Raw genomic sequence first — 24,396 nt, forward strand, 5'->3', positions numbered from 1 at the left:
GGAAACCGTTAAATAACGGATTTATTCTGTTATGGTTTCTATTATAGCGGATTGGTGGTAAATTACAAATAAAAATGCTCTGTGGCCTATTTAAAGCTAAAATTTTTTAAGTATGAACAGGATTTTTAGTTGTTTCGACGAGAACCTCTTGTAGTACATTTGAATAATATTGTTTTTTTGAAAATCTTTTTAAGTCACCGACAACGTAAAATTCCTTTTTCGCTCTTGTCACTGCAACGTTAATTAGATTAGGTGTAGCACAGGACCAATTAGCAGCTGGATCTGTACGATCATCTGTACCTACCACTAAATAAACAATATCAGCCTCTTTTCCTTGAAACGTATGCACAGTACCTACTGATTCTTCTACCCAATCAGAAATTTCTTTTTTGGTTACGCTAGCCTGTTGGGAAAGATACAGCGCCTGTTTAATCATTTTTTTCAACTCTACTTTTATTGCTGTAAAAGGGGTAATAATAAATAAATTGGGTTTCACTTGATTGGTCCATGCCTTATTCACAATTGTTGTGATAAAAGTGCCTTGTTCCATAACGAACTGCTCTTTGATTGCTCGCCCTGAACAATCATACCAGACACTTTCGCCTGTTTTCTTTTGCGCTAGGACCATTTTTTCATCGTACGCAATCTTATTTGCGATTGTAAACATCGGATCTAAGCATCTCCTGTGTACCCATAGTGGAGATCCAATCCACAGATCATTTTTATACATTCCAAACGGATTTGCTTGATCAGCTAAAGTTTGAACGGATGCAGTCATACCAATTTGACGACTTGATAGTTGAAAATGGTTTTTCAATTCATCCAAAAGAACTTCATCAACTGGAACTACTGGCTCTATTTGAATAGGATCCCCAACAACTATGGCACGTTTTGAACGCCAAAGTGCGCCAGCTGCTTGTTGCGGAGTAGCTTGCCCTGCTTCATCAATAAATAAATAATCAATATGATTCTTTTCAATACCTTTGTACATGGAACTAAAGCTTGCAAATGTTGTACTAATAACCGGTGTTATTAGATGAATGGTTTTCCACATATGGTGGAGTATTTTTGGTGAATCCACTATGTTTTTTTTCCCTGCTAACTGATTAATGGTCGCTTTAATCGGTATTAAATTAAAGGCCAATAAATATTTATGAACCTTCATCGCCTTTAAAAATAATAAGCCTCTTTGGAAATTCAGTTCATCTGTTAACCAAATAGTATGCTGCTGCCGATATTCATAAGTCGTTCGATCTTTCGACCAATAGGCATCATCAGGCGTTATTAATCCTTGTTCTTTGTAATAACGTTCTTGTTCCTTTCTATTTAACAATTGAACCTGAATAGTATTCACTACATTCCGCTGTCGTGCTTGCTCTTTTTTCTTTTCTTTTAAAGTCGTAATAAGCGAAAGTAGTTCTTTTTGAAATTCTACTCTTTGACGATCCTTTTTCATCATCAATTTCTGTAATAACGTTAATTTGGGCACTAAGCTGATTTGCTTTTCTAACCATTGGATGTCTTCATGAAGGCTTTCGATTTCATGATCAGTCCTTTTAAGTAGTTGTTGCTCTACTTCTAGAGAACTAACTAATGACGTTTGATTACAATACTCTTGTAAATTGTTTTTTAAATGGTTAACAGTGTTAAAAGTATGCTGAAATTCCTTTACGATATTTTTCCAATCCTGTAGTGTTAATTGCTGATGCTCAGCTTCTAATTCCTTCAACAAACTTTCTCGTAGTACTTTATTATATTTAGAAATGTTGGAGGACTTACCTAACGCACCAGAAAAAATCCCCCAAGCATTTGCTTCAGTATCTAATAATAATTTAGCACTTGCTGGGTACATGGCTAAATTTTTAGCTTCTTTCGCATAGTGTTCTTCATATTGAGGGAATTTGCTTTTTTTACCCTCTCTAATCACTTCACTCAATTTAGGTAAATCTTTTGAAATATTCTCAACAGCACCATTGTTACTCGATGTTACCACCATAGAAAACTGACTTAAGCTTAAGGATAGCTCATAGCAATTAGCATTATTTTTTACTTCATCTGTTTTTATAAATGCTTCAGTTGGGTGATTTAACTTCACCATTTGTTCTGCCCGTCGCACTACAATATCTGCAAAAATATCCTTTAACAATGTCGTTTTCCCAGTACCTGGAGGCCCATTAACAGAACTAATTGGTTCTTGTGAAGAGAGTGTTTGATTCACTGCCACTTGTTGCATTAATGATAGACGGTGTTCAACAGGAGATGGCCAGCGACCATTAGGTAAATATTTTGGTTGAAGAATGTCTTCAATATAAGAACGGTTTTCGTCAATCGACACATGATGACTTGCGCCTACCAAATACTGTTGTAATACTTCATTCGGTCCTTTCTCTAAAATTCGCTCTAAATCTTCTGTATAAAAGCTATTAAAATTCCGAAGAGAAGTTTCTTCATTAATTCCAATCACTTCAATTTCAAGGTAGTTAACATCTTTTGCATTAGGAAATTTAAAGAACTCCTTATGAAATAAATCCACAAGAGTTAGTAGTTTTTTGTGATCAACGCCGTTTATAAAAATGTCTTGTGCAGACTCTTCAAATAGTTGCCGTTTGCTATTAAAGGAATCATTTAATCCGGAAAAATCGATCTTTTCTTGAGCAGATATTTTCCGCAAAACATCCATTAACATTGGCACAAAAAGTGATTCCTTTACATACTTACCATCATCATCTATTAATAATGTAAAACTATATAAATAATCAAAATTTTTGTTGTAAAGCTCATTATGATTTTGAAAGTACCGACGTAAATACCTCACTAATTTATCATTTTGGAAACAAGAAAAGTAATAACGATGTTGAATTTTTTTACGCTGTTGATTCTTTAAAGGATAGTTTCCCCATGGCTCTGACTCCGCCTGTTCAACTAACGAAATCCTTTTCACTTTTGTTCTTTTTTTATGATCTTGAAATAATGATTCGTTAAGTTCGCCCGATTTTTTTGGAACTTTACACGGCGCAAGAGCTTCTACTAAGTACCATGCATTTAATACAGACTGCTCATCCATACATCCACCAGCTTTCTTGTTGTTTACTAACTACTTCTAATGAAAAAAAATATTCCCTTCTCTGTTATCGGAAAACAGGAGGGAACGCACAAGGTAGCTAAGCTTTCATTACGATAACTAGGAAAAAATAATCCCGTCAAAATGCTCATAAAAAAAGGACTTGGCACACAATACTTCCTTTGTTTCGTGGCGCATGCGGTAAATTGACTGGGTTGTGCGTGAATGGGCTGTCCTACGCGCGAATGGAACCGGTCTGTGTGCGCACCGGAATTTCTTATGCGCTTCACTCTTTTCGCCATCATTGAAAAGCTCTTACGCTATTTCTTATCATTTTTGAACGCATTTACGAAATGATCTCTTCATTTTCTCTTTTTTTCGTCCCTTACCTACGTTGTTAGAGCCAATTTACTTAGTCTGCGCGCGAATCGAGGACTTCTGCGCGCGAACGGACCTGGTCTGCGCGCGTTTACAGAAGAGCTTGCTTTCTACTCCAATTTTTGGTGCATTCGATGGCTGCTTATGTACAAAAGACAATTTAAAACAAACGAACGAGCGACATAAAAAAATGGCTTCATCACCGAAACGGATGATGAAGCCATTTTTTATGTGCTAAGGCTGTTTATGTCCCAGCCTCTTTGCATATAAACAGTTATTTTTTATCTAGCCCTTTTGACTCGATAAACTCTTTCATGTAGAGACGATTTGGCGTTTCCATCACACGTGCCATTTGTTTCGCCCAGCCCTCTTGGCGCTCTCCACCTGTTCGTTCTTTATAGTAAGTCGCCGTCGTTTGTTCAAATGCTTCTAGTACTGGTAATGCTTCTTCATCCTTCTTATAGCCATTCACATGAAAAACCGCTTCTTTTGGTAAACGCGGTTTTAACCCTGGTGTCGCATCTGGATAACCAACAGCCATACCAAAGAGAGGAACGACGTGATCAGGACATTCAAGCAATGACGATACGGCTTCTAAATTATTGCGCAGTCCACCAATATAGACAATTCCCAAACCTAAAGATTCAGCTGCAATGGCAAGGTTTTGAGCAGCAAGGCTCACATCAATCGTTCCCACCATAAAAGCTTCCTTCGATTGAACCGTGTCATCAATATTCGTTCCTGCCATAGTAGCTATGAGCTGATGACGATGATAATCTAAACAAAATACAAAGAAGTAACCATTTTTCTCGACATAAGTTTGATTACCAGCGAGTGTTGCTAACTCCTTCTTAATAGCAGGATCCTCTATACCAATAATGGAATATACTTGTTGATAGCTTGATGTTGAAGCTGCTTGCGCACTTTGAACGAGTGTTTGAATCATTTCTTCAGTTAACGGTTGTTCCTTGAATTTTCGAATGGATTGATGCGCTAGCAGCGTTTGAATGGTTTCATTCATCTTTATGCCCATCCTTCCTTTTATCATTTTTTTATAACCTACCATAACTGGCGCGATAAAAGGAAGCGAGAAGCTTACGAATGAACTTCTTCTCCTTTCACTGCAACGCCTCGTTGGGAAAAGACTTTCTTGGCCACCGTTAATGCATTAAGAATACGCGGAAAGCCTGTATAGGGAATGAGCTGTACAAAAGATTCAACAATTTCTTCAGGGGTTAGACCTGCTGTTAATCCTGTATTAATGTGTAGTTCGAGCTGTGGTTCCGTTCCTTGTGTTACGAGAGAAGCAATCGTTACGAGTGCTCGTTGCTGGTTGGTAAGGCGCCCTCTCGTATAAATCTCTCCATAAGCAAACTCTATAATATATTGCCCTACTTCTGGAGCAATGTCCTTTAAATGTTCAACAATTTTTAAATGAGTGGATGCTTCATCGTTCTCCGTCGTAAATTCCATTAACTTTTCAATTCCTTTTTCATAACGTTCATTGTTATTCATCATCATTTCCTCCTCTTACGTTTGTAGCCTTACTATACGCCCTAAGAAGGAATTCGTTAAATACATATAAAACATACCTACTATGCACAAAATGAATACCGCTACGATTGAAGATGCGCCAAGAACTGACGAAGCGCGTAGCTCTTGTATTTCCCTTTTTTCATTACAATGCCTAAATGCCAAGGAATGGCTTCTCCTTCTAGACTTACAGATACAATGTTGTCATTGTGTAGTTTGTTATAAAGAGAGTGAGGCAAAAAAGAAATGCCCATATTCTCTCCAACAAGCCCAGCCATAAAGTCCCATTGTGAGCTTTTATAAGCAATAGTCGGTTCAAACCCTGCTTGCCGACATGTGGCTACCATCCGATCATACAATGCAAATTCTTCTGTAAAAAAGATAAATGATTCCTGTTCTAATTGGTTTAGCGACACCTTCTCTGCTTTCGCAAAGGGATGCTCAGCACTAACAATAAGGGTCATCTCATCTTGTTTAAATGGTAAAACGTCAAATGCTTCTTCATCTACAGGTAAAACTGATATTCCTAAATCGAGCGTACCGTTTGCTACCTCTTCTTCCATTTTATTTGCTCCATATTCCATTAACTGCATAGTGATTTGCGGATATTTTTTTTTGAAATCTCCGATGATTTTCGGAAAATAAAGGGTACTAATGACAGGAGGGATACCAAGTGTAATCTTTCCTTTTTTTAGTTGCAGAACATCGTATAGAGAAGAAGATAGTTCATCCATGGCATGTAAGATGCGAAGCGCATGTTCATACACTGCTTCTCCAGCATCTGTTAATTGAAGCTGCCGTCCTGAACGGTCGAGCAACTGTACTTGAAGCTCTTCTTCTAATGACTTGACCATTTTACTTAAGCTTGGCTGAGACAAAAAAAGGATGTTTGCCGCCTTCGTAAAGCTTTTCTGGCGACTCACCTCCACAAAGTAAAGCAATTGTCGAACGTCCATTTCAATTCATCCCTTTCACACTATAACTAAAGGTTATGACCCTTATAGTTATTATTCATTTTACCCATGAAGAAATGAGGCGTAAACTTAGGGATACAAAAAACAGGAGGTTAGCGAAAATGGAACAACGATTACAAGGTAAAACAGCTCTCATTACAGGAAGCGCGAGTGGCATAGGTTTAAAGATTGCCGAAGAATTTGCACAGCATGGGGCCAATATCATTATTTCTGATTTGAATGAAGAAAAAGTATCTAAAACCGTCTCATCATTTACACAACAAGGGTTTTCGGCAATTGGTGTCGTTTGCGATGTTACGAACGAAACACAACTAGATGAAAGTATTGAGGCCGCATTATCGAATTTCGGAAGCATTGATTTACTCATCAATAATGCTGGCTTTCAGCATGTTAGTCCAATTGAAGACTTTCCGACAGCTACATTTGAAAAAATGATCGCCGTGATGCTGACCGCTCCATTTATTGCTATTAAAAAAGTATTTCCGATTATGAAAAAACAAAAGTTCGGACGCATTATTAATATGGCGTCTATCAATGGCGTTATCGGCTTTGCTGGGAAAGCTGCATATAATAGCGCCAAACACGGCGTCATCGGTTTAACAAAAGTTGCCGCTATTGAAGGGGCGTCTCACGGAATTACGGTAAATGCCCTCTGTCCTGGCTATGTAGATACACCACTCGTTCAAAATCAATTGAAGGAACTTGCTGAAACACGCAATGTTGCGATTGATCAAGTATTCGAAGAAGTAATTTTTCCACTTGTACCACAAAAAAGACTGCTTGATGTTCAAGAAATTGCAGATTACGCTGTCTTTCTTGCAAGCGAACAAGCCAGGGGTGTAACAGGGCAAGCTGTCCTGCTTGATGGCGGGTATACAGCTCAATAATGGTTCTTTACATGCATAAAAAAAAGGCTGACAGTGTCATCCATGACACTGTCAGCCTTTTTCATCATATTATACAGGAAGCGTTTCCAAATACTCACGTACTTGTTCAGGTGTTTTTGCATGAGCACTGTGTAAGTGCGCAAGTTTTTCGCCTTTTTTGAAGAGCAATAAACTTGGAATACCCATAACATCATACTTTTCAGCTAGCTCTGGAAATTGATCGCGATCTACTTCATACCATGCTTTATCTGTATGCTCTGCCATAATGTCACCTATAAACATTTCAAGGCGACGGCAATCTGGACACCATCCTGCTGTAAAAATCATAATCGTCTCTTTATCTTCAGAAATGATTTGATTGAATTCTTCTACTGTTTGCACTGTTTTCATGCTAATTGCCTCCTTTATAATAACCTTACATACTATATATACCATGCAGACAGCATTATACGAAAATGGTATGCTCGATAATAGGATATTATTTGATATTGTTCTATTATTATGTTTAAGGTATAAAGAAAACTGTATGGTGGGACAGAAAGAAAGGATGACAAGCTCGTGAAATTTCCTATTTTAAAAACACACGGCTCTTATAATGATTTTATTCTTATTGATGAATATAGCACTGATTATGGTTTAAACGATGAAAAAAGAACACAATTAACGAAGGCACTTTGTGATCGGAGCACAACGCTTGGAGCGGATGGGATTTTATTTGTTCAAAAGAGCGATCAAGCAGATGCGCGTATGCGAATTTTTAATGCCGATGGAACAGAACCTGAAATGTGTGGCAATGGCTTACGCTGTGCTAGCCGCTATATTACTGAACTTCTTTCTACTCAACAGGCAACTGTTGAAACATTGAAAGCCAATCTGCCTGTTAAGCAGACGGAAAGTCTTTACGAAAATATTCCAACTTTTGAAGTCTTAATAGATCCTGTATCATTTGATGTTTCCACATTGCCAGTTATTCATGACAAATCAACGCTCATCAATACAACCATCCCTGAGCTATCACCACATTTACTTTTTACAGCTGTAAGTATGCCTAACCCGCATATTGTGACGATTGTTGATGAGATCAATGAACAAGATGTACAAGAGATTGGTGAAAAAGCAAATAACTTAAAAAGCGTGTTCCCAAAAGGAGTGAACGTTAGTTTTGTAAAACGAATTGGCTCACAACAAATTTTCGTGCAAACGTACGAGCGTGGTGTTGGCATTACCAATTCTTGCGGAACGGCGATGTCAGCTTCAAGCTTGATTACGTGCATTCTTCACATGAACGATGCCTCACAAGATGTAACGGTACTTAACAATGGCGGGATGGTTCGCTGTAAAGTTAATACAACTGCTGACGGGTATACCGTTAGTTTAAAAGGAAATGCAACTTATGTGTATAAAGGAACAGTGACGCTAGACTTTTCCACTTTACCTTCTTTCACTTTTGAGCAAGAAGAAACATTCACGGCCGAAGATCAACAGTATAAAGAATTAGAACTCTATGCAAAAAAAGCATTACAACAGTCTTAATTCTATTCATCAAACGTAAAGTGAACGGCTACAGTCCGTTCACTTTTTATGTATCCTACTGTTGCCTTAGCTATGAAAGTTGACGAAAAATTCGATAAAAACGTACAATATAGAGGTGCTGGTCATGTCATACGTACAATGACCAATTTATAGGGGGGAAATGTAATGGAAGCTCTATTTTTCAAAAACAATCGAAAAAAACTCGTAGAAAAACTACCAAATGGTGCAGTGGCCATTCTTTTTGCAGGTCATGCTCCACACAAATCAGCCGATGAACAGTACCCGTTTACACCAAATCGCAACTTTTATTATATGACTGGCATTGCCGAACCGAACGTGATCGTTACGCTTCGAAATGTGAATGACTCTCTCGAAGAAACACTTTACATTGAAAAAAGTGACCCTGTCATGGCGAAGTGGATTGGCGCTTCTTTAACAAAAGAAGATGCAATTACCCATTCCGGCATTACAAACATCCACTATGTAGAAGATTTCGAAAAACAATTCAATCGCTCTTTATTAAACGATTCTATTACCGATGTATACCTTGATATGGAGCGCCGAGAATGGGGACCAGCTCAACCTGTAGTGTCTCAATTCGCTAATGATCTTAAACAACGTTATCCTTATGTATCCTTGTATAACGTGTATCCAATCATTGCTGAATTTCGTGTGTTCAAAACAGCCGATGAAATTGCAAAAATTAAAGAAGCGATTACAATTACGAAAGAAGGCATCTACAACGTCTTGCGCAATGCTCAAAATACAAAAGTAGAGTACGAACTAGAAGCGCACTTTAATTTTGTTCTTAAGTCAGCCGGTGTGAAAGATTTTGCTTTTAAAACGATTTTAGCAAGTGGAAAAAATGCCACCGTTCTTCACTATGAAGACAATGATGCTTCTATTGAGGAACATGGACTCATTTTACTCGATCTTGGCGCTCAAAAAGATTTCTACAACGCTGATATCAGCTTCACGTTCCCAGCAAGCGGAACATTTAGCGCACGTCAAAAAGAAATTTATACAATCGTTTTAAATGCGCTTCGCTCAACAACTCAGATAATTAAGCCTGGACTCAAGTTTGCTGATTTACAACAACATACAAAAACATTTTTAAGTGATGCTTGTAAAAAGATTGGTCTAATTGATGAAGCAGATGAAATTACTCGCTATTATTACCACGGTGTCAGCCATTTCCTTGGATTAGACACACATGACGTAGGTTCCTATAATGACCGAGTATTAGAGCCTGGTATGGTCCTTACGATTGAACCTGGTTTATATATTGAAGAAGAAGGCATTGGCATTCGAATTGAAGATGATATTCTTGTGACGGAAGATGGTTTTGAAAATTTATCAAAAGACATTATTCGTACTCCAGAAGAAATCGAAGCCTATATGAAAGAGCATGCAGCTTCAGTGCTTGCTACGAAATAACAATGAAGAGACAGCTTCCGCTGTCTCTTCTTCATTTCTACCACCAAAAACGGCGAAAGCCGCGGAAGCCGAAATACGGAAAGCCAAACACGCCAAATCCCGGACCAAATCCTCCTGCAAAAAACGGAAAACCGAATCCTCCAAAAAACGGGAAAAACCGTTCCTCTTCCTGACGATTTTGTTGCGGCATATTCATAATAATATACATATTATCATGATCATGACTATGAATTTTCCCTTGATACGTTTTACCATCAGACATTTCAAACTCTACATTTGCACCTTTATATTGATGACAAGCATGCATCCATTGTGATTTATTTAACGTCATATTCGCATTCATGTTCATATGATCGTTTGCTTGTACGCTCATATTAGCGTTCATATGCGTATTCACAGGATGATTCACTTGCCCTTTTCCGTACAGAGGCATATTTTGATTATCACTATGCATAGTAGGAAACCTCCTTTAATTAAGTCTCACAGTAGTTTATGAACAAAAAAGGCAGAGGTTCCATCTTCTTCCCCCCATACACCTCGCTTCATGAAAAAAATCTTGCCCTTTTCTTTCCAGAGTACAGACACATTAAGCCAAGCTGTCATATTTTATTTCGAGGAGGTGTAAAGTATGGGTTATTTTGGCGGCGGCGGTATATTCGCCTTGTTCGTAGTATTGTTTATCTTATTGATTATCATTGGCTGCGCCTGTGTCGGATTTGGCGGTTACGGCGGCTTTGGTGGCGGTGGCGGCTTTGGTGCTGGAGGAATCGGCTACGGCGGCATCTATTAATTCATGTTTTACGACGATATGAAAAGAAGAAGATGTTTCTTGCTTATAGCAAGAAACATCTTCTTTTCATGAAGAACGCCGTTTATACGTAAGTGCCAATAAGAGAAAAGATATACAAATGCTTGCTCCAACTAACAGCCATGCTTCAGTCCGATTCCCCGAATCAATCGCAACATAGATAGCGGTTGGAATCGTTTCTGTTACGCCAGGAATGTTACCTGCAAACATTAGCGTTGCTCCAAATTCACCTAAGGCGCGTGCAAAGCTGAGAATAATCCCAGTAATGACCGCTTGTGACGCAAGTGGTAGTGTAATTCGTAGAAATACTTGCCAAGAACTCGCACCGTCTACGAAAGCCGCTCCTTCAATATCTTCATCAACAGCTTCAAGCCCTGTTTTGACCGATTGATACATAAGTGGAAGGGCAACAACACTTGAGGCGATCACAGCTGCCCACCAGGTGAAAATAATCGGCTGATGAAACAGTGTTTCTATGAATTGACCAAGCCAACTACTTTTACCAAATACAATAATTAACAAAAAGCCAATTACCGTTGGCGGCAGAACGAGCGGTAGCATAATCATTGTTTCAATCATGATTTTTCCTTTAAATACTTTTCGCGCCATTCCTTTTGCCAGCAAAATCCCTAGTACTGTAACAATACTAACAGAAGCAATTGCCACGCTAATGGATAGCTGAATGGGCGACCAAATCTCATACGGCATGCCCTTCTCCTATTCTATTTTTTCTCTATTATACGCATTTACCATAGGAGAAATAAAGACATGAACTACGATTCAAGAATTAGTAGGCTTACTCATTGCTCGTTATCTTAGATAATAGACCGTTTGTGCCACTCCCCATGTAACAACAATCGCAATCACAGTTGGAATAAGAAACGAAATTAACGTCCATTTTGCCGATTTCGTTTCTTTATAAATGTTTACTAGCGTGGTTCCACACGGAAAGTGCAAAAGGGAAAAGAGCATCATATTTAATGCTGTTAGCCACGTCCAACCATGATCGACGAAAATCTGTTTTAAATCTCCTAAGTTATCAACTTCGGTTAATGATCCTGTTGATAAATAGGCCATGAGCAGAATCGGCATAACAATTTCGTTTGCTGGTAAACCAACAATAAATGCCATTAAAATATAACCATCTAAGCCTAGCGCTTGTGCAAAGGGATCAAGAAAATGAACAATATGTAGGAGCACACTCGTATCTCCTACATTCACATTCGCTAAGATCCACGTTGCGAAACCTGCGGGTGCTGCCACCTTTACTGCCCGCATTAGCACAGCTAGCGAACGCTCTAAAGAAGAACGAATAACGGTTTCGAAAACTTTTGGTCGACGATAAGGTGGCAGTTCAAGCGTATAATGCGTCGGAACCCCTTTTAACGCCGTTTTAGAAAGGACCCATGATACGAAGAACGTAACCATAATACCGAACAAGACAATGCCGACGACCGTACCAGTCGTAACGAACATACCTACGCCACTCGAAAAACCTGCCGCCATAAATAAGGAAGATAAAACAATTAACGTTCCCCATCGCCCATTACACGGTACAAAGTTGTTCGTTAAAATAGCTAGCATCCGCTCTCTAGGTGATTCAATAATGCGCGAGCTCATCATCGCAGCCGCATTACAACCGAAACCCATAGCCATCGTTAATGACATTTTTCCGTGCGCACCTACTTTTTTAAATACACGATCCATATTAAAAGCAACGCGTGGTAAGTAGCCATAATTCTCTAATAGCGCAAACATGGGAAAGAAAATCGCCATAGGTGGTAACATTACGCTAACAACCCAAGCTGTGCCTCGAAACAAGCCGAGTATAAGCAAACCATGCAACCATTGTGGCGCTGACAACAGCTGAAACAGCGTTGTTAATTGCCCTTCTATATAACCGAACGATTGAGCAATCAAATCTGATGGCACATTGGCACCAGCAATGGTTAAATAAAACAGCACGCCTAGCAGGCTCATCATAATCGGAAATCCCCAGATTGGGGAGGTAAAAATACGATCAAGTTTCTCCGTTCGTACATCACGTTTTGTTTTCGAGAATGTCACACTTGCGCTACAAAGTTCCTGACTTTTCATGTACAATTGCTGCACGATTTGATCACGAAGATTTGCATTAGACATTTCCTGCGCTTTTTCATAAAGACTAGCTAACGTCATATGTGCACCATGTGCTCCGTTTGCGGACATAGAATCTCCTCCTCCCCTCTATTCCATCGTTTCATTAGTTCCTGAAGAAGTGACTCATCGCCATCTAATAAACGGAGCGCAATCCAACGAGCTGAAATGGTATCATTGACGACGGTTCGCACGAATGGTTCTAATTTTGCTATTTTTTCTTCAATTTCCGGTTGATAACGTACAACGTTTGGTGTGCCTTGAATCACATTTGAAACGAGGCGATCAATCGTATCGAAGAGCAGCGCAAATCCTTTTTTTGAGCGCGCTGTTATTTTAACAACCGGTACGCCTAATTTTTTTGTTAATACATTTTCATTGATTGTAATGCCACGTTTTTCTGCTTCATCCATAAGATTAATGCAAATAATAACATTAGGTGTCATCTCAATAATTTGTAGCGCTAAATTTAAATTGCGCTCTAATGACGTTGCATCAACAACTACGAGTGTTACAGCGGGTTGTTCAAAAACAATATAATTTCGTGCCACTTCTTCATCAGTAGAATTAGAAAACAACGAATACGTACCCGGTAAATCAATGAGACGATACGTATTCTTTTTGTGAACATAGGTTCCCTCGGCTATGGTCACAGTCTTACCTGCCCAGTTTCCCGTATGTTGCTTTAAACCTGTTAGTGCATTAAACAACGTACTTTTCCCGGTATTTGGATTACCTGCTAGAGCAATAACGTATTCACGCTTCATGTGATAATAGTACCCCCCCAATTTTTGAGCTTTCTTCTCTTCGTAATGCAACCGTTGTTTGGCTTACGCGAAAGGCTATCGGATCACCAAGCGGACTTTTGCGAACGACTTCGACGACTGCCCCTGGAATAAAGCCTAAATCTAATAACCGGCGCCGCATAACTCCCTCAAGATTGATTGAAGTAAGTTGAATAAACTGACCTTTTGAAGCTTGGTTAAGCCTTAAAATATTAGCTTGACTCATTAATTTTTCCTCCGTTCTTAATTGTTTCTCTAACGCAACTTTTATTCTAATATATGTATATACGCCTACTTTGTCAATCTTTCTTCTCTTTAAAAAAATATTTTATTAGCCAATAAACCGCGTGTTATGCATACGACTATAGACCTGTTTTTCTTGCGCAAAGCCTTCATTAATAAGCATTCTCGCCAATGTAATAGTTTAACAACTTCTTTTTTAGTTAATAGAATAAGTAATACTATAAGAAAGAAGGAATGCCGCATGAAAAAACCACTTTTCACCCTTATTGCAACATGTACGCTCATTATTGCCCCTACTCTTCATGCTGAATCCGCTTTCTCTTCACCATCTACTCAGCATGTTCGCCAGGCAGGAACATTTGTCGGTTGGGCAGACAATCATAGTTTCGAAGTAAAATTCCCACATAAAACATATAAAGTATTGCGCACGGATAATCATTGGTACAAAAAACACCTTAAGCCAGGAACAACCTATTCCTTCGTCTATACGAAAAATCAAGATGGACAATACAAGATCGTTACCATTAAAAAATAGCGCATAAAAAAAAAACTTTACAGCCTGTCTTTCTTACAGGCTGTAAAGTCTTTTCTAGAACGAAGCTATAATTTTCACATCTTCACCAACAACACTTGCTGTCATTTTGCGGAGAGGGATCGCATTTGTCATGGATGCCATACCCAGTCCTTCAAAGAACGTAGGCGCCTCTTTTCCACCAATCAATTTTGGTGCAACATACACAATTACTTGATTGACAAGCTGCTGAGTTAGAAAAGAAGCATTAAGCGTGCCCCCTGCTTCAATGAATACGGAGGATATCGCATGCTCACCAAGTGTTTGTAACACATCTGTAAGCTTAACCTTTCCTTCGTGTGAACCAACAACGAAGACTTTAACGCCCAGAGCCTCTAAGGCTGTTCTTTTTTCGGGAGAAGAAGCATTCGTTGTAAATACCCACGTAGGCGCTTTACCATCGCAAAGTACTTTAGCACTCATTCCAATTCGCAGTGTAGAATCTAAAATCATTCGAATTGGATTACGGCCATTAGGAATGCGAGCCGTCAATTCAGCATCATCCTCAATAATGGTTTGAACACCAACAAGAATCGCTTGATGTTCGCTTCGTAAAACGTGTACATCTTCACGGGCTTTTTCTCCAGTAATCCATTGACTATGCATCGTATGAGTAGCTGTTTTTCCATCTAACGTCATCGCTGCTTTTAACGTAACGAACGGCCGATTATGAACAATGAAGTGATTAAATACTTCATTCATCTCCCATGATTCTTGTTCTAGCACACCTGTAACCACTTCAATTCCAGCTTCTCGTAACATCGTAACACCTCTGCCTGCAACGAGAGGATTAGGATCGAGTGAAGCGATGACGACTTTCTTTACACCTGCTTTAATAAGCGCTTCTGCACACGGTCCTGTTTTGCCAACATGTGAGCATGGCTCTAGTGTTACATAAATGGTACTTTCACTTGCTTCATCTCCTGCCATCCGCAGCGCATGAATTTCAGCATGTGGCTCACCCGGCTTTAAATGAGAGCCAATACCGACAATTCGCCCATTCTTGACAATCACCGCTCCTACCATTGGATTTGGCGCTGTTTGTCCCTTCATGGCCCTCGCGTTTTCAATTGCAAGCTTCATATATCCTTCATCATTCATACTGGACCCCTCACTCTCTAAAAAACATTCTATGTCTATTATACGACGAGTTCATAGGAATTTAAAAAAGAAGCAAAGGTGATGCTCTCGCTCCTTATCGAATTAGTGCAGCGCGTATGCCAACTGTGGCGCGCCTTCTATAAGTGCTTCTCTCACTAAAGCAATCCAACCTCTTTACTGACGCAAAAAAGCTAGGAAGCGCAACTTCCTAGCCTAACATGCTATTTACTGTATAAATTTATCATTCGTTTTTGCATCAAGCACTTCTTTCTTATCAGTGCGCATTAACGGCTTATTCGTAATATGCAACATGTCTAATACAAACATAACGAGCGGCAAGCCGATTAGAAGTCCCCAAATGCCTAAGAAATGCTCTGAAACGATTAAGGTTAAGAATGTAAAGAATGTTGGTAGCTTTGTTCGAATCGACATCAGCTTTGGGTTCAAGAAGTAACTTTCCAACGCGTGCAGGACAATAATCATGACAACTACCCAAATGACTTGTGTCATACCTCCAATTTTAAAGGCAATAATCGCAAGTGGCACAAAGGAAATGACGACGCCAGCAACCGGGATCAATCCTAATAAAAAGATCATGACACCGAGTCCGAATAATTGATTAAATCCTAAAATCCCCAACATAATAACAGATAAAACAGCATTGATAAATGATATCAATATTTGTGTTTGCAATACTTTACCAAAGGAATTTAAAAAGTTTTTACCAAAATAGCTATAATATTGATAGAGCGGTCCGATTTTACTCGTCTCAACTTTTTTTCCAAACGCTACAATTGTATTTTTTTCTAATAAGAAGAAAAAGCTTAGCAACAATGAAACAAACAGTTGAACACTAAATGATCCAACGGACGTGATGCCTGTAATAATCGTATTCATTCCACTAGAAATATATTTCTGTGGTTCAATGTTATTAATTAACGACGTCACCCGAGGGTCAATACTTCTGGCGAGTTCTTCCCAATTAAACGAAGAAACTTCCTTCCCTATTTCTATAAATTGAATTCCTAATAATGGAATGTATTTAACAATAACGAGTACTAGTAATCCACTAATACATAGGTAAATCGTAATAGCAATTAATTTACGATTAATGTACCCTCGTGTAAATTTATAGATAACTTCTTGTAAGTTATAAAATAAATATGAAAAAATAAAGGTAATAAGTAAAATATTAAATAAACTCTTCACCATATACAATATCCCAACCAAAAGTAATAAAGCTAAGACTTTTTTTGTGTTTTCTGATTTCAATAGTTTCATCATTACATTCAAGCAAAAACCTCCTATTGTACTATGATACTCTACCACTCCATGAACTTCTAGTAATTTATAGGAAAAAAGCAAAGTATATTTGTAATTCGTTGCTACCTCTATTTTATACTATGAAACACTTCTGCTGAAATGAATTTCATTCCATAAAAACGCAAAAAAATACCCACTTGTTTTATAGCATAACACGTTTAAACGTTAACACCTTCACCCTGTTTAGTACGTCTATCTATTTATAATTAGTATCACCTAAAAGTACGAAGCAGAGACTTATCTTGTAAGAAAACACACAATTATTTATCTGCATGAAAAAAGCTGAAGTAAACGCTAAAAGCGCCTACATTCAGCTTATTTGTTGTTATTCTGCATGAATCACATAGTCTATTTTTCCGTTACCGAATTGTTTTTTTAATTGTGAAGCAATAATGTCATGGTAACGCGTTTGCACCCAATCATTTTCAAAAGCATGAAAGAGATGAATGGTAGCCATGCGCTCGTTCTCATTCAGTTTACAGTAGCTATTTGTAAACCAAGTGTCCATACTTGGTTTTGGAAGTTTATCTGCCAATGCCTGTAACACTAAATTCCACACTTTTTGTTCTTGCTCTGTCATAGTAGATTGTTCTTCAATCACTTCTTCAATCTCATTAACAGGTGCAGGTTCTTCTTTCTCCATTACCGGAAGTGGTTCAACCACAGGATCTGCTGTAGACGACGCAACAGTTTCAACGCGCTCTTCTACCGACTCGACCTTCACAACTTCTTCGTTTACTGGCTCAGGAGTTGGTTCTTCTAACGCTGGCTCCTTAACTTCTTCAAAAGGAAGTTCTCGCGTTACCATTTCAGGACGAGTTTGATCTTCTTGCTCTTCTTCCTCTTCTTCAATTGGTTGGGCAAGCTGATAACCGTAAACTTGCTGAAGTCGCCCGATAAATTGCTCATGCTCTTGTTGAAGCACTTCAGGAATCATATCAAGAAAGAGTGGATCTAATAAAGGCACAGACTGTCTTACCTTGAAAATGACATCCGGACCACCTTCTCCTGATGCTTTCCAGAAGCGAAATATAAAGCCAAATGCTTCTAACGTATTAAATGCTTCTTCTAATGCTTCTTCATTAATTCCTAGCTTCGCTGCTAATGTATGTTCGTCATGAATACATGCACGCTCTCCCGCGGTTGGACGTAATAAGTGCAAATAAACATTCCCCGCTACAAGCCCTAATACAGGCATCCAATAATCCATGAAATAATCATCTATATATACTACACCCGCTTGTAAGCGTGGCAATGGCACACCTGTCGACTCAAGCGTGAATTGTTGAACGTCTTCTTCTTTAAAATATACGAGCGTATCTTCGCCATCTTCCATCCCTCTACGGAAATATAGAAGTGGATCAGTAGTCATATCCTTGCTGGTCATTGGTGATCCTCCTATTTATATCATCGTATTCTACTATCATAACAGTTTCCATAGTGTTGTGCGTCTTTATTTAAAAGAGGAGATTGGTACATCCTTCTTCACCCATCTTTTATCATGAGTCATTTTTCCCTCCTTACAAATGACTACATACCTAGATTCATTTTTCTAAAAACAAGGAGTATAGACCCTTAAAACAAGTAGAACCCACTGTAATTTATAGGAAAATAGTATTTTTTTAAACAAAAAACATATAGTAGGGCTGGAAGTCTTAGTCAATCAGTGCCATAATAACAACCGGGCATCATTTGTCTAAACTGAAAAAATATGGAGGAATACTATGAAAAAGGGTCTACTCTATAGTTTGATCATGTTCGGGGTATTCGTACTAACTGCTTGTAGCACGCATTCTACAGCATCACAAAATGACAAGCAGGAAACTGCACAAGATACAGCTCAAGAAAAGAAAATACAACAAAAAAAGGAAATGAAACAAGCCATTTCATCCTATTCAGGTACAAAGTTACAAATGATCGCAACAGCTGAACAAACGATTCTTCAGCAATATCGTGGACTTGAAGATACGTCAGATGAACATAAAAAAAATACGCTATACAAACAAATTATTCCTAAGTACACGTCGCTAAAAAAGAAAGCAGCTAACATGGCACCTCAGCCGAAAGAATTGAAGACTGTACATCGGACATTCATTACAGGCATGACGTTTCAAGAGCAAGCGTTACAAACCGTTTTAGATTCGTTACGAAGTCGTGATCATACAAAAAGCTTAGAAGCTAACCAACTTTTCAAAAAAGCCGCCACTTCTTTCCGTACATATCATAAAGAACTTGTGGCTTTAGGAAAAAAATACGACTTGAAAATTACATTTTCAAAATAAAGAAACAAGCGCGATAGAGGATTACATTCTATCGCGCTTGTTTCTTTATAAATATTTACGATGCACACTCTTCCCTTCATACGTAAACAAAACTGCTTTTCCTTCAATTTTTGATTCCATATGCACTGGACGTCCCCATAGCTGATGAACGTAAGGTAATACTTTTTCTAAATACTTTACATCTAACTCAATTCCTTCAAACCAATGCTTTAAATAAAGCTCTCCACTTTTCATATAATTACCATCATTAACCGTTAAGTATGGAAAGCCACCATTTACTCTCATCCCAACTAACTGATCACGCACTGCTTCCCACTCTTTATCTACTACCTTATAATCTCTCCCTTGCTTTTGAAACAAGTACATATCTTCGCGCTGACATAGCTCTTTAGTTAAATAATTTCGAATAAACGACATATCAGACTCTAATTCTCGCACTTCAAACATTTTATCGCGCCCAGAGCCCGGTGTTACTCCCTGTCTTCGTAATTCTTCATCTGGCTCATTATAGCGCGCTTCAATGTCTTTAAAAATTTGCAGTCCTAAATAGTATGGGTTAATGGACGTTCTTGACGGCTGAACGACTCCTGCATTTAACTTCGCGAACTCAATCGTATCACTGCTCGTTAAATCCATTTCCTGAAGAATTTTAGCATGCCAGTAGGACGCCCAGCCTTCGTTCATAATTTTCGTTTCCAGCTGCGGCCAGAAATACAGCATTTCTTCTCTCATCATTGATAAAATGTCTCGTTGCCAGTCTTCTAGCTCATTGCTGTATTCTTCGATAAACAACAATAAATCTTTCTCAGGATGGGGCGGAAAAGATTTTTTCTTTTTAGCACCAGATGGCACATCTTTCATTTTGGCAGCATCATCAATGTTCCATAGATCGTCATAAGGCGTTTCTTTACGTTGCTCTTCACTTTCATCTTCATCTTCTAAATTATAGTTAAGTGACGGGCGCATAATCGATGGATCAATATGCTCTTGGATGGCGAGGACGGCATCTAAAAACACTTCCACTTCCTTTTTTCCATGCTGTATTTCGTACTGTGAAACCCGCTCAGCTGTCGCTGTCATACTTTCGACCATATCGCGTCGTGTATTGGAAAAACGAACATTATTTTTAAAGAAATCACAATGCGCTAACACATGCGCAATAATTAACTTATTTTGAATCAACGAATTCGTATCTAACAAAAAGGCGTAACACGGATTGGAGTTAATGACAAGCTCATAAATTTTACTCAATCCTAAATCATACTGCAGCTTCATCTTATGAAACTGTTTACCAAAGCTCCAATGCGAAAACCGCGTCGGCATATTGTACGCACCAAATGTATAAATAATATCCGCTGGACAAATTTCATAACGCATCGGATAAAAATCAAGCCCAAAACCCGTCGCAATTTCCGTAATTTCCTCAATCGCTCTACCTAATTCCTTATTTTGCTCATCCCAGGACATGTTTTCCCCCCTTAATTTCTCTTACATCATACGTATGAAGAAACAGTCCATTTCATGAAAAAAGCAGAACGGAAAAAAAGGATACAGCTGAAATACTGTATCCTAAGGAGGAAATATGTCTTATTCACGTTTATAAGTGCTCATCCTTACTATCTTCTTCCTCCCAATAGGAAGGATCGATTGGCAGCATTGGATCCTTGGAAGTAACAAGAAAAGATGGGAAGCGTGATTTACAATAGAGAAGGAGAATAGACTCCGGCATTGCTAGGCCAACAAATACGGGGACAACACTCATTAATAAAAGCAAACCGAATAACCATAATGAATAGATATAAATATTATTTGACTCAGAGGCATGCCTTGAAAAAATACCAACTAACAATACTGCTCCCCCTCCTATTTGGGCAATTTTTGTTAGTTTATCATTCGGTTTATAATCGTATAAACCTGGTCCATCTATTTTAAATGCCCCTTGACCCACTTGCCTCCATGCTCTCTTTACGCAATAGATAATAAAAACAATCCCACCCACTAATGAAATCAAATCAAGCACTAAAAATATAAATGATGTGTTTTTCTCTGCTGTAAAAACAAATAGAACAATGTAAGCATCAATAGCCATTTTTACCAAATAGGTAATACAGAAGATATGTAATAATTTTTGTAATTTAAATTTCAATGGTGTACATAAAAATAAAATACCACTCACTACTTGAAACACTAAAGCCCCCATTTCTATATAGAAGAGACACTCCCAAAATAAACCAGATAATTCAGCTGAAGACAAAAAACCAAAAAATCCAAAAAGGCTTGTAAACAAATAATAATACACGACCCTACGAGGGTGTAATCGTCCTCTTGCTACCTTTTTCAAATATTCTAAATCTATTTCATTGTAATTATTTGACATACACCCTCCATATCAAGATACAATTTGTTTTTTATTTGATAGCTAGCTGCTATTTTACATCTACTTTAATGTATATATACTGAATCTCATCATCTACTGAAAACACATAGAAAAAAGGGTGTTTGTCATTCATAAATTCATATAATGCATTAACTCCAAGAGTGTTGCTAATATCAAATTCATCAATCATACAAACCGAAATAACCTTTTCTATTTCGAAGTAACTTTGAAACTTGATATCAGCACGTGTATCATTTTCAAATGCATTAAATTGTATTATAGGCATATTAAAATCTGCATTAATTATTATTTAAAGATAAAAAAGGTCCTTTTAACTTCTAGGTCCCCACAAAATAATCGAAGCTCCAATTAAGCATATAATGGTCCCTAACCAGTCGTAAAAATCAGGTGTCTTTTGATCGATTGCCCAACCCCAAAGGATGGACAAAATAATAAATACGCCTCCATAGGCAGCGTATACACGTCCAAAGGAGGGAAAGGTTTGTAGTGTTGGGATGATGCCGTAAGCAACGAGAATGACGCCTCCTATGATGGCGTAGAGCACTGTTTTGTGTTCTTTAATGGTAAGCCAAATAAGATAGCCACCACCAATTTCAGCAAGCCCGGCAAGGATAAATAGAAGGATCGCTTTAAACATGTGTAACATTCCTTTCAGTGAGTTTTCAGTTGCGTGACAATATTGAAACAGACTGCCAGAAAAGGTCAGTTAACGCCGAATCTTGCTTGGTAAGACGTCTCATTGAGGGAGGAATGAAAAAAGATATGGCTTTTCTTTTTAGTATCCTTGGTGTGCTCGGCATTGCTGTTTGTAACGAAGCGAGACACACGTATTTCAAGAAAGACAAACATCATACGAAAGTTAATGCGTAGCCGGAAATTCAACCGGCTTTTTCGTTTTCAATCGCCTTCTGAATCTGTTCATAAAAGCGTACATCATCATCAACTGTAACATGAATTCTATCAACTTTCGAAGATTTTCCGATAAACTGAAATACTGAATGAGGCTTTTTTAAAACCATTTCAAAGGCCGGTTTTTCTTTTGTAAACTCAGCAAGCACGGCATTAAACGTTCGTTTGCGTAATGATTTCGGTAGTTGCTCTGGACCATTGTATCGTTCAATACTTTCCAGTTCACTAAGCGGAAGAGTTATAACGCTTGTTAATCCTTTATAAATGATAAGTCGTTTACCATCAAATGTAATAGGTTGTGTACGAATGGCTTGAATGTTGGCAAGCGTGTATAGAATGGTATAGCTATTAAGACTTAGCATAAGCCAAGCTAGCATAGGATGAAAAGAAATTAATACATAATGAAATCCAACACTTTCAATCACTAATGCATGAATAAGCATCGCTTGAAAAGCCATACTCGATGTTTTTTTATGATAGGAAAAATATGATTTACCTTGAACTCTTTTATGACGTTTCCAAGAACAAAAAAGAAGATCATAAAAAGTCATAAGTGCAATCATCGTATGAAAACCACCTGTCTCATGCGCATGCATAGAGCGTATGAATTGCATAGATGGGACGTTTTGCTCGTTGCGTATAATGCGTTGCACTTTCAAAAAAAGCAGCAAGATGTAGGTACAAATAAAAAGTACAAGGAGTAGTCCAAAGCCAACTGGTGAGAGACAAAAACGAATGATACTAGGAAATTCAAGTTTAAATGACTGGGGAATGATGAACGTCGCACTGCCCACACCAACAAGTAACGTGAGGCTGGCATAACGTAACGAGAGACGGCGCTTCCGCAAAAAGAAGAGGTAAACTAAAAGAGGCCATACGAATAAACAGTCTAGCAACGTGGCATACACGCTCTCTTTTGCAAGAGGATCTATAAACTGAATCCGATAAACAAGTATATTACCCATAAAAAGAAGACTGCTTAAACCAAGAAATAAGAACAGTCGAGCGTTATATTTTTTAACCAACATATGGTTACACCTCCATTTTAAGTATATAAGAAGTGTAGCCCATTGTCACTCACTCTTGATCAAACCAGCCTTTCTTACGGAACCAAATATACATTCCAATTCCAATGAACACCATAAATCCAAGGAGAATAAAATAGCCATTTTCCGTTTTTAATTCTGGCATATTTTCAAAATTCATACCGTAAATACCGGCTAAAAAAGTTAAAGGCATGAAAATCGTCGTAATGACCGTTAATGTTTTCATGATTGTATTCATCTTATAGGAATTGAGTGAAATATAATTATCACGAATATCTGACGTCATTTCTCGACTAGAGTCGATCATTTCACAAAGCTTTAACAAATGATCATAAATATCATGAAAATACGCCTTTTGTTGGTCATTGATTAAAAAACGACGCGATTCTAGCATGCGATACAGTAAATCGCGCATAGGAAAAATGGTCCTCCGTACTTTTAATAAGTCACTGCGCACATCAAATGTTTGTTGGATAAAAGAATGTTTATTTCCTTTTTGATAATTGTTCTCTATATCTAATAGATGATCTTCAATGCTTTGAACAATTGGAAAATACGTATCAACAATTTTGTCCATAATTCGATGACCTACTTCTAGCGGCGTAATCGATAAAGATGGCTTCATATTCTTAAAATATTCCCATGTGGCACTCAGTTCCTTAAGCGGATCTAAATGAAAAGAAACAATAAAACGCTCTCCAATAAACAGATCCACTTCATGTGCAGATAAAGAATGCTCATTAAGAGCGTGCATCACTAAAAAGTTATGGTCTCCATAATACTCAAGCTTTGGACGTTGTAAGAACTGTAAGCAGTCTTCAATCGCCAGTGGATGAAAGGCAAAGAAAGAAGCAAGGAGACTACTCTCTTCCTCCGTAGGCTGATCAAAATCCATCCAATACCACGCGATTGTGTCTTCTTTTAACGTTTCAATAGGTGGTTGAATCAACCATTCCTGACTTGTAGTCATTGCCATAATTCTTACCATGGG

The 24,396-nt window shown here is 38.1% G+C and carries 25 protein-coding genes; 6 read left to right on the forward strand and 19 right to left on the reverse strand.

What is annotated here, in order from left to right:
- Positions 1–106 precede the first annotated feature (106 nt).
- The 4 genes from A374_RS08955 to A374_RS08970 form a co-directional block, all read right to left on the reverse strand.
- The gene (locus tag A374_RS08955) at positions 107–3,064 is read right to left on the reverse strand and encodes a DEAD/DEAH box helicase (protein ID WP_007201891.1); all 2,958 of its coding nucleotides are present in this window, start codon (positions 3,062–3,064) and stop codon (positions 107–109) included.
- Between the two features lie 649 nt (positions 3,065–3,713).
- A complete protein-coding gene (gene nfsA / locus A374_RS08960) occupies positions 3,714–4,460 on the reverse strand; it encodes an oxygen-insensitive NADPH nitroreductase (RefSeq protein ID WP_007201892.1) in 747 nt (248 codons plus the stop codon).
- 74 nt (positions 4,461–4,534) lie between these two features.
- Entirely contained in the window at positions 4,535–4,954 is a 420-nt protein-coding gene (locus A374_RS08965; RefSeq protein WP_007201893.1) for a carboxymuconolactone decarboxylase family protein, read from the reverse strand.
- Positions 4,955–5,055: 101 nt separating this feature from the next.
- Entirely contained in the window at positions 5,056–5,928 is an 873-nt protein-coding gene (locus A374_RS08970; protein WP_007201894.1) for a LysR family transcriptional regulator, read from the reverse strand.
- A gap of 119 nt (positions 5,929–6,047) precedes the next feature.
- Here A374_RS08970 and A374_RS08975 point away from each other — a divergent pair, with 119 nt between their 5' ends.
- A complete protein-coding gene (locus A374_RS08975; RefSeq protein WP_007201895.1) occupies positions 6,048–6,833 on the forward strand; it encodes a 3-hydroxybutyrate dehydrogenase in 786 nt (261 codons plus the stop codon).
- A 69-nt stretch (positions 6,834–6,902) separates the two neighbouring features.
- Here A374_RS08975 and A374_RS08980 read toward each other — a convergent pair whose 3' ends face one another.
- Complete coding sequence (locus A374_RS08980) at positions 6,903–7,223, reverse strand: thioredoxin family protein (protein ID WP_007201896.1); 321 nt, start codon at positions 7,221–7,223, stop codon at positions 6,903–6,905.
- A gap of 168 nt (positions 7,224–7,391) precedes the next feature.
- Between A374_RS08980 and dapF the strand changes: the two genes are divergently transcribed.
- Positions 7,392–8,366: a diaminopimelate epimerase gene (gene dapF, locus A374_RS08985; protein WP_007201897.1), complete on the forward strand. Its 975-nt coding sequence runs from the start codon at positions 7,392–7,394 to the stop codon at positions 8,364–8,366.
- A gap of 165 nt (positions 8,367–8,531) precedes the next feature.
- Positions 8,532–9,803 (forward strand): aminopeptidase P family protein, encoded by a 1,272-nt coding sequence (locus A374_RS08990; RefSeq protein WP_007201898.1) that lies wholly within the window; start codon positions 8,532–8,534, stop codon positions 9,801–9,803.
- 37 nt (positions 9,804–9,840) lie between these two features.
- Here A374_RS08990 and A374_RS08995 read toward each other — a convergent pair whose 3' ends face one another.
- Positions 9,841–10,257: a hypothetical protein gene (locus tag A374_RS08995; RefSeq protein ID WP_007201899.1), complete on the reverse strand. Its 417-nt coding sequence runs from the start codon at positions 10,255–10,257 to the stop codon at positions 9,841–9,843.
- Positions 10,258–10,431: 174 nt separating this feature from the next.
- On the opposite strand from A374_RS08995, the gene A374_RS19970 reads away from it, so the two are divergent.
- Complete coding sequence (locus A374_RS19970) at positions 10,432–10,593, forward strand: YjcZ family sporulation protein (protein ID WP_007201900.1); 162 nt, start codon at positions 10,432–10,434, stop codon at positions 10,591–10,593.
- Between the two features lie 66 nt (positions 10,594–10,659).
- Here the strand turns inward: A374_RS19970 and modB are convergent, their stop codons facing one another.
- The 4 genes from modB to A374_RS09015 form a co-directional block, all read right to left on the reverse strand.
- Complete coding sequence (modB, locus tag A374_RS09000) at positions 10,660–11,319, reverse strand: molybdate ABC transporter permease subunit (protein ID WP_007201901.1); 660 nt, start codon at positions 11,317–11,319, stop codon at positions 10,660–10,662.
- Positions 11,320–11,421: 102 nt separating this feature from the next.
- A complete protein-coding gene (locus A374_RS09005) occupies positions 11,422–12,753 on the reverse strand; it encodes a nucleoside recognition domain-containing protein (RefSeq protein ID WP_238535171.1) in 1,332 nt (443 codons plus the stop codon).
- A gap of 32 nt (positions 12,754–12,785) precedes the next feature.
- A complete protein-coding gene (locus tag A374_RS09010) occupies positions 12,786–13,514 on the reverse strand; it encodes a FeoB small GTPase domain-containing protein (protein WP_007201903.1) in 729 nt (242 codons plus the stop codon).
- Entirely contained in the window at positions 13,504–13,758 is a 255-nt protein-coding gene (locus tag A374_RS09015) for a FeoA family protein (RefSeq protein WP_007201904.1), read from the reverse strand. Before A374_RS09015 ends, A374_RS09010 begins: the two co-directional genes overlap by 11 nt.
- A gap of 258 nt (positions 13,759–14,016) precedes the next feature.
- Here A374_RS09015 and A374_RS09020 point away from each other — a divergent pair, with 258 nt between their 5' ends.
- A complete protein-coding gene (locus A374_RS09020) occupies positions 14,017–14,310 on the forward strand; it encodes a hypothetical protein (RefSeq protein WP_007201905.1) in 294 nt (97 codons plus the stop codon).
- Between the two features lie 54 nt (positions 14,311–14,364).
- Here A374_RS09020 and ribD read toward each other — a convergent pair whose 3' ends face one another.
- The 3 genes from ribD to A374_RS09035 form a co-directional block, all read right to left on the reverse strand.
- Positions 14,365–15,447 (reverse strand): bifunctional diaminohydroxyphosphoribosylaminopyrimidine deaminase/5-amino-6-(5-phosphoribosylamino)uracil reductase RibD, encoded by a 1,083-nt coding sequence (ribD, locus tag A374_RS09025; RefSeq protein ID WP_007201906.1) that lies wholly within the window; start codon positions 15,445–15,447, stop codon positions 14,365–14,367.
- A gap of 225 nt (positions 15,448–15,672) precedes the next feature.
- Positions 15,673–16,731, reverse strand: coding sequence for an AI-2E family transporter (locus A374_RS09030; protein WP_156793188.1), 1,059 nt, complete (start codon positions 16,729–16,731; stop codon positions 15,673–15,675).
- 364 nt (positions 16,732–17,095) lie between these two features.
- Positions 17,096–18,157, reverse strand: coding sequence for a DnaA N-terminal domain-containing protein (locus tag A374_RS09035; protein WP_007201908.1), 1,062 nt, complete (start codon positions 18,155–18,157; stop codon positions 17,096–17,098).
- A 337-nt stretch (positions 18,158–18,494) separates the two neighbouring features.
- On the opposite strand from A374_RS09035, the gene A374_RS09040 reads away from it, so the two are divergent.
- Positions 18,495–19,052: a hypothetical protein gene (locus tag A374_RS09040; protein ID WP_007201909.1), complete on the forward strand. Its 558-nt coding sequence runs from the start codon at positions 18,495–18,497 to the stop codon at positions 19,050–19,052.
- Between the two features lie 45 nt (positions 19,053–19,097).
- Here A374_RS09040 and A374_RS09045 read toward each other — a convergent pair whose 3' ends face one another.
- From A374_RS09045 to corA, 6 genes are all read right to left on the reverse strand, one after another.
- Positions 19,098–20,519 carry a SpoVR family protein gene (locus A374_RS09045; protein WP_007201910.1) on the reverse strand — a complete coding sequence of 474 codons (1,422 nt, stop codon included), beginning with the start codon at positions 20,517–20,519 and terminating at the stop codon, positions 19,098–19,100.
- 130 nt (positions 20,520–20,649) lie between these two features.
- Positions 20,650–21,429 carry a hypothetical protein gene (locus A374_RS09050; protein ID WP_007201911.1) on the reverse strand — a complete coding sequence of 260 codons (780 nt, stop codon included), beginning with the start codon at positions 21,427–21,429 and terminating at the stop codon, positions 20,650–20,652.
- Positions 21,430–21,478: 49 nt separating this feature from the next.
- Entirely contained in the window at positions 21,479–21,715 is a 237-nt protein-coding gene (locus tag A374_RS09055) for a hypothetical protein (RefSeq protein WP_007201912.1), read from the reverse strand.
- A 45-nt stretch (positions 21,716–21,760) separates the two neighbouring features.
- On the reverse strand, positions 21,761–22,087 hold the full coding sequence (locus A374_RS09060; RefSeq protein ID WP_007201913.1) for a YnfA family protein: 327 nt from the start codon (positions 22,085–22,087) through the stop codon (positions 21,761–21,763).
- Between the two features lie 241 nt (positions 22,088–22,328).
- Positions 22,329–23,387 carry a hypothetical protein gene (locus A374_RS09065; protein ID WP_007201914.1) on the reverse strand — a complete coding sequence of 353 codons (1,059 nt, stop codon included), beginning with the start codon at positions 23,385–23,387 and terminating at the stop codon, positions 22,329–22,331.
- 49 nt (positions 23,388–23,436) lie between these two features.
- Positions 23,437–24,393 carry a magnesium/cobalt transporter CorA gene (corA, locus tag A374_RS09070; RefSeq protein ID WP_007201915.1) on the reverse strand — a complete coding sequence of 319 codons (957 nt, stop codon included), beginning with the start codon at positions 24,391–24,393 and terminating at the stop codon, positions 23,437–23,439.
- Positions 24,394–24,396: the final 3 nt, after the last annotated feature.

Origin of the sequence: Fictibacillus macauensis ZFHKF-1 (genome assembly GCF_000269865.1) — a bacterium.
Lineage (GTDB): Bacteria > Bacillota > Bacilli > Bacillales > Fictibacillaceae > Fictibacillus_C > Fictibacillus_C macauensis.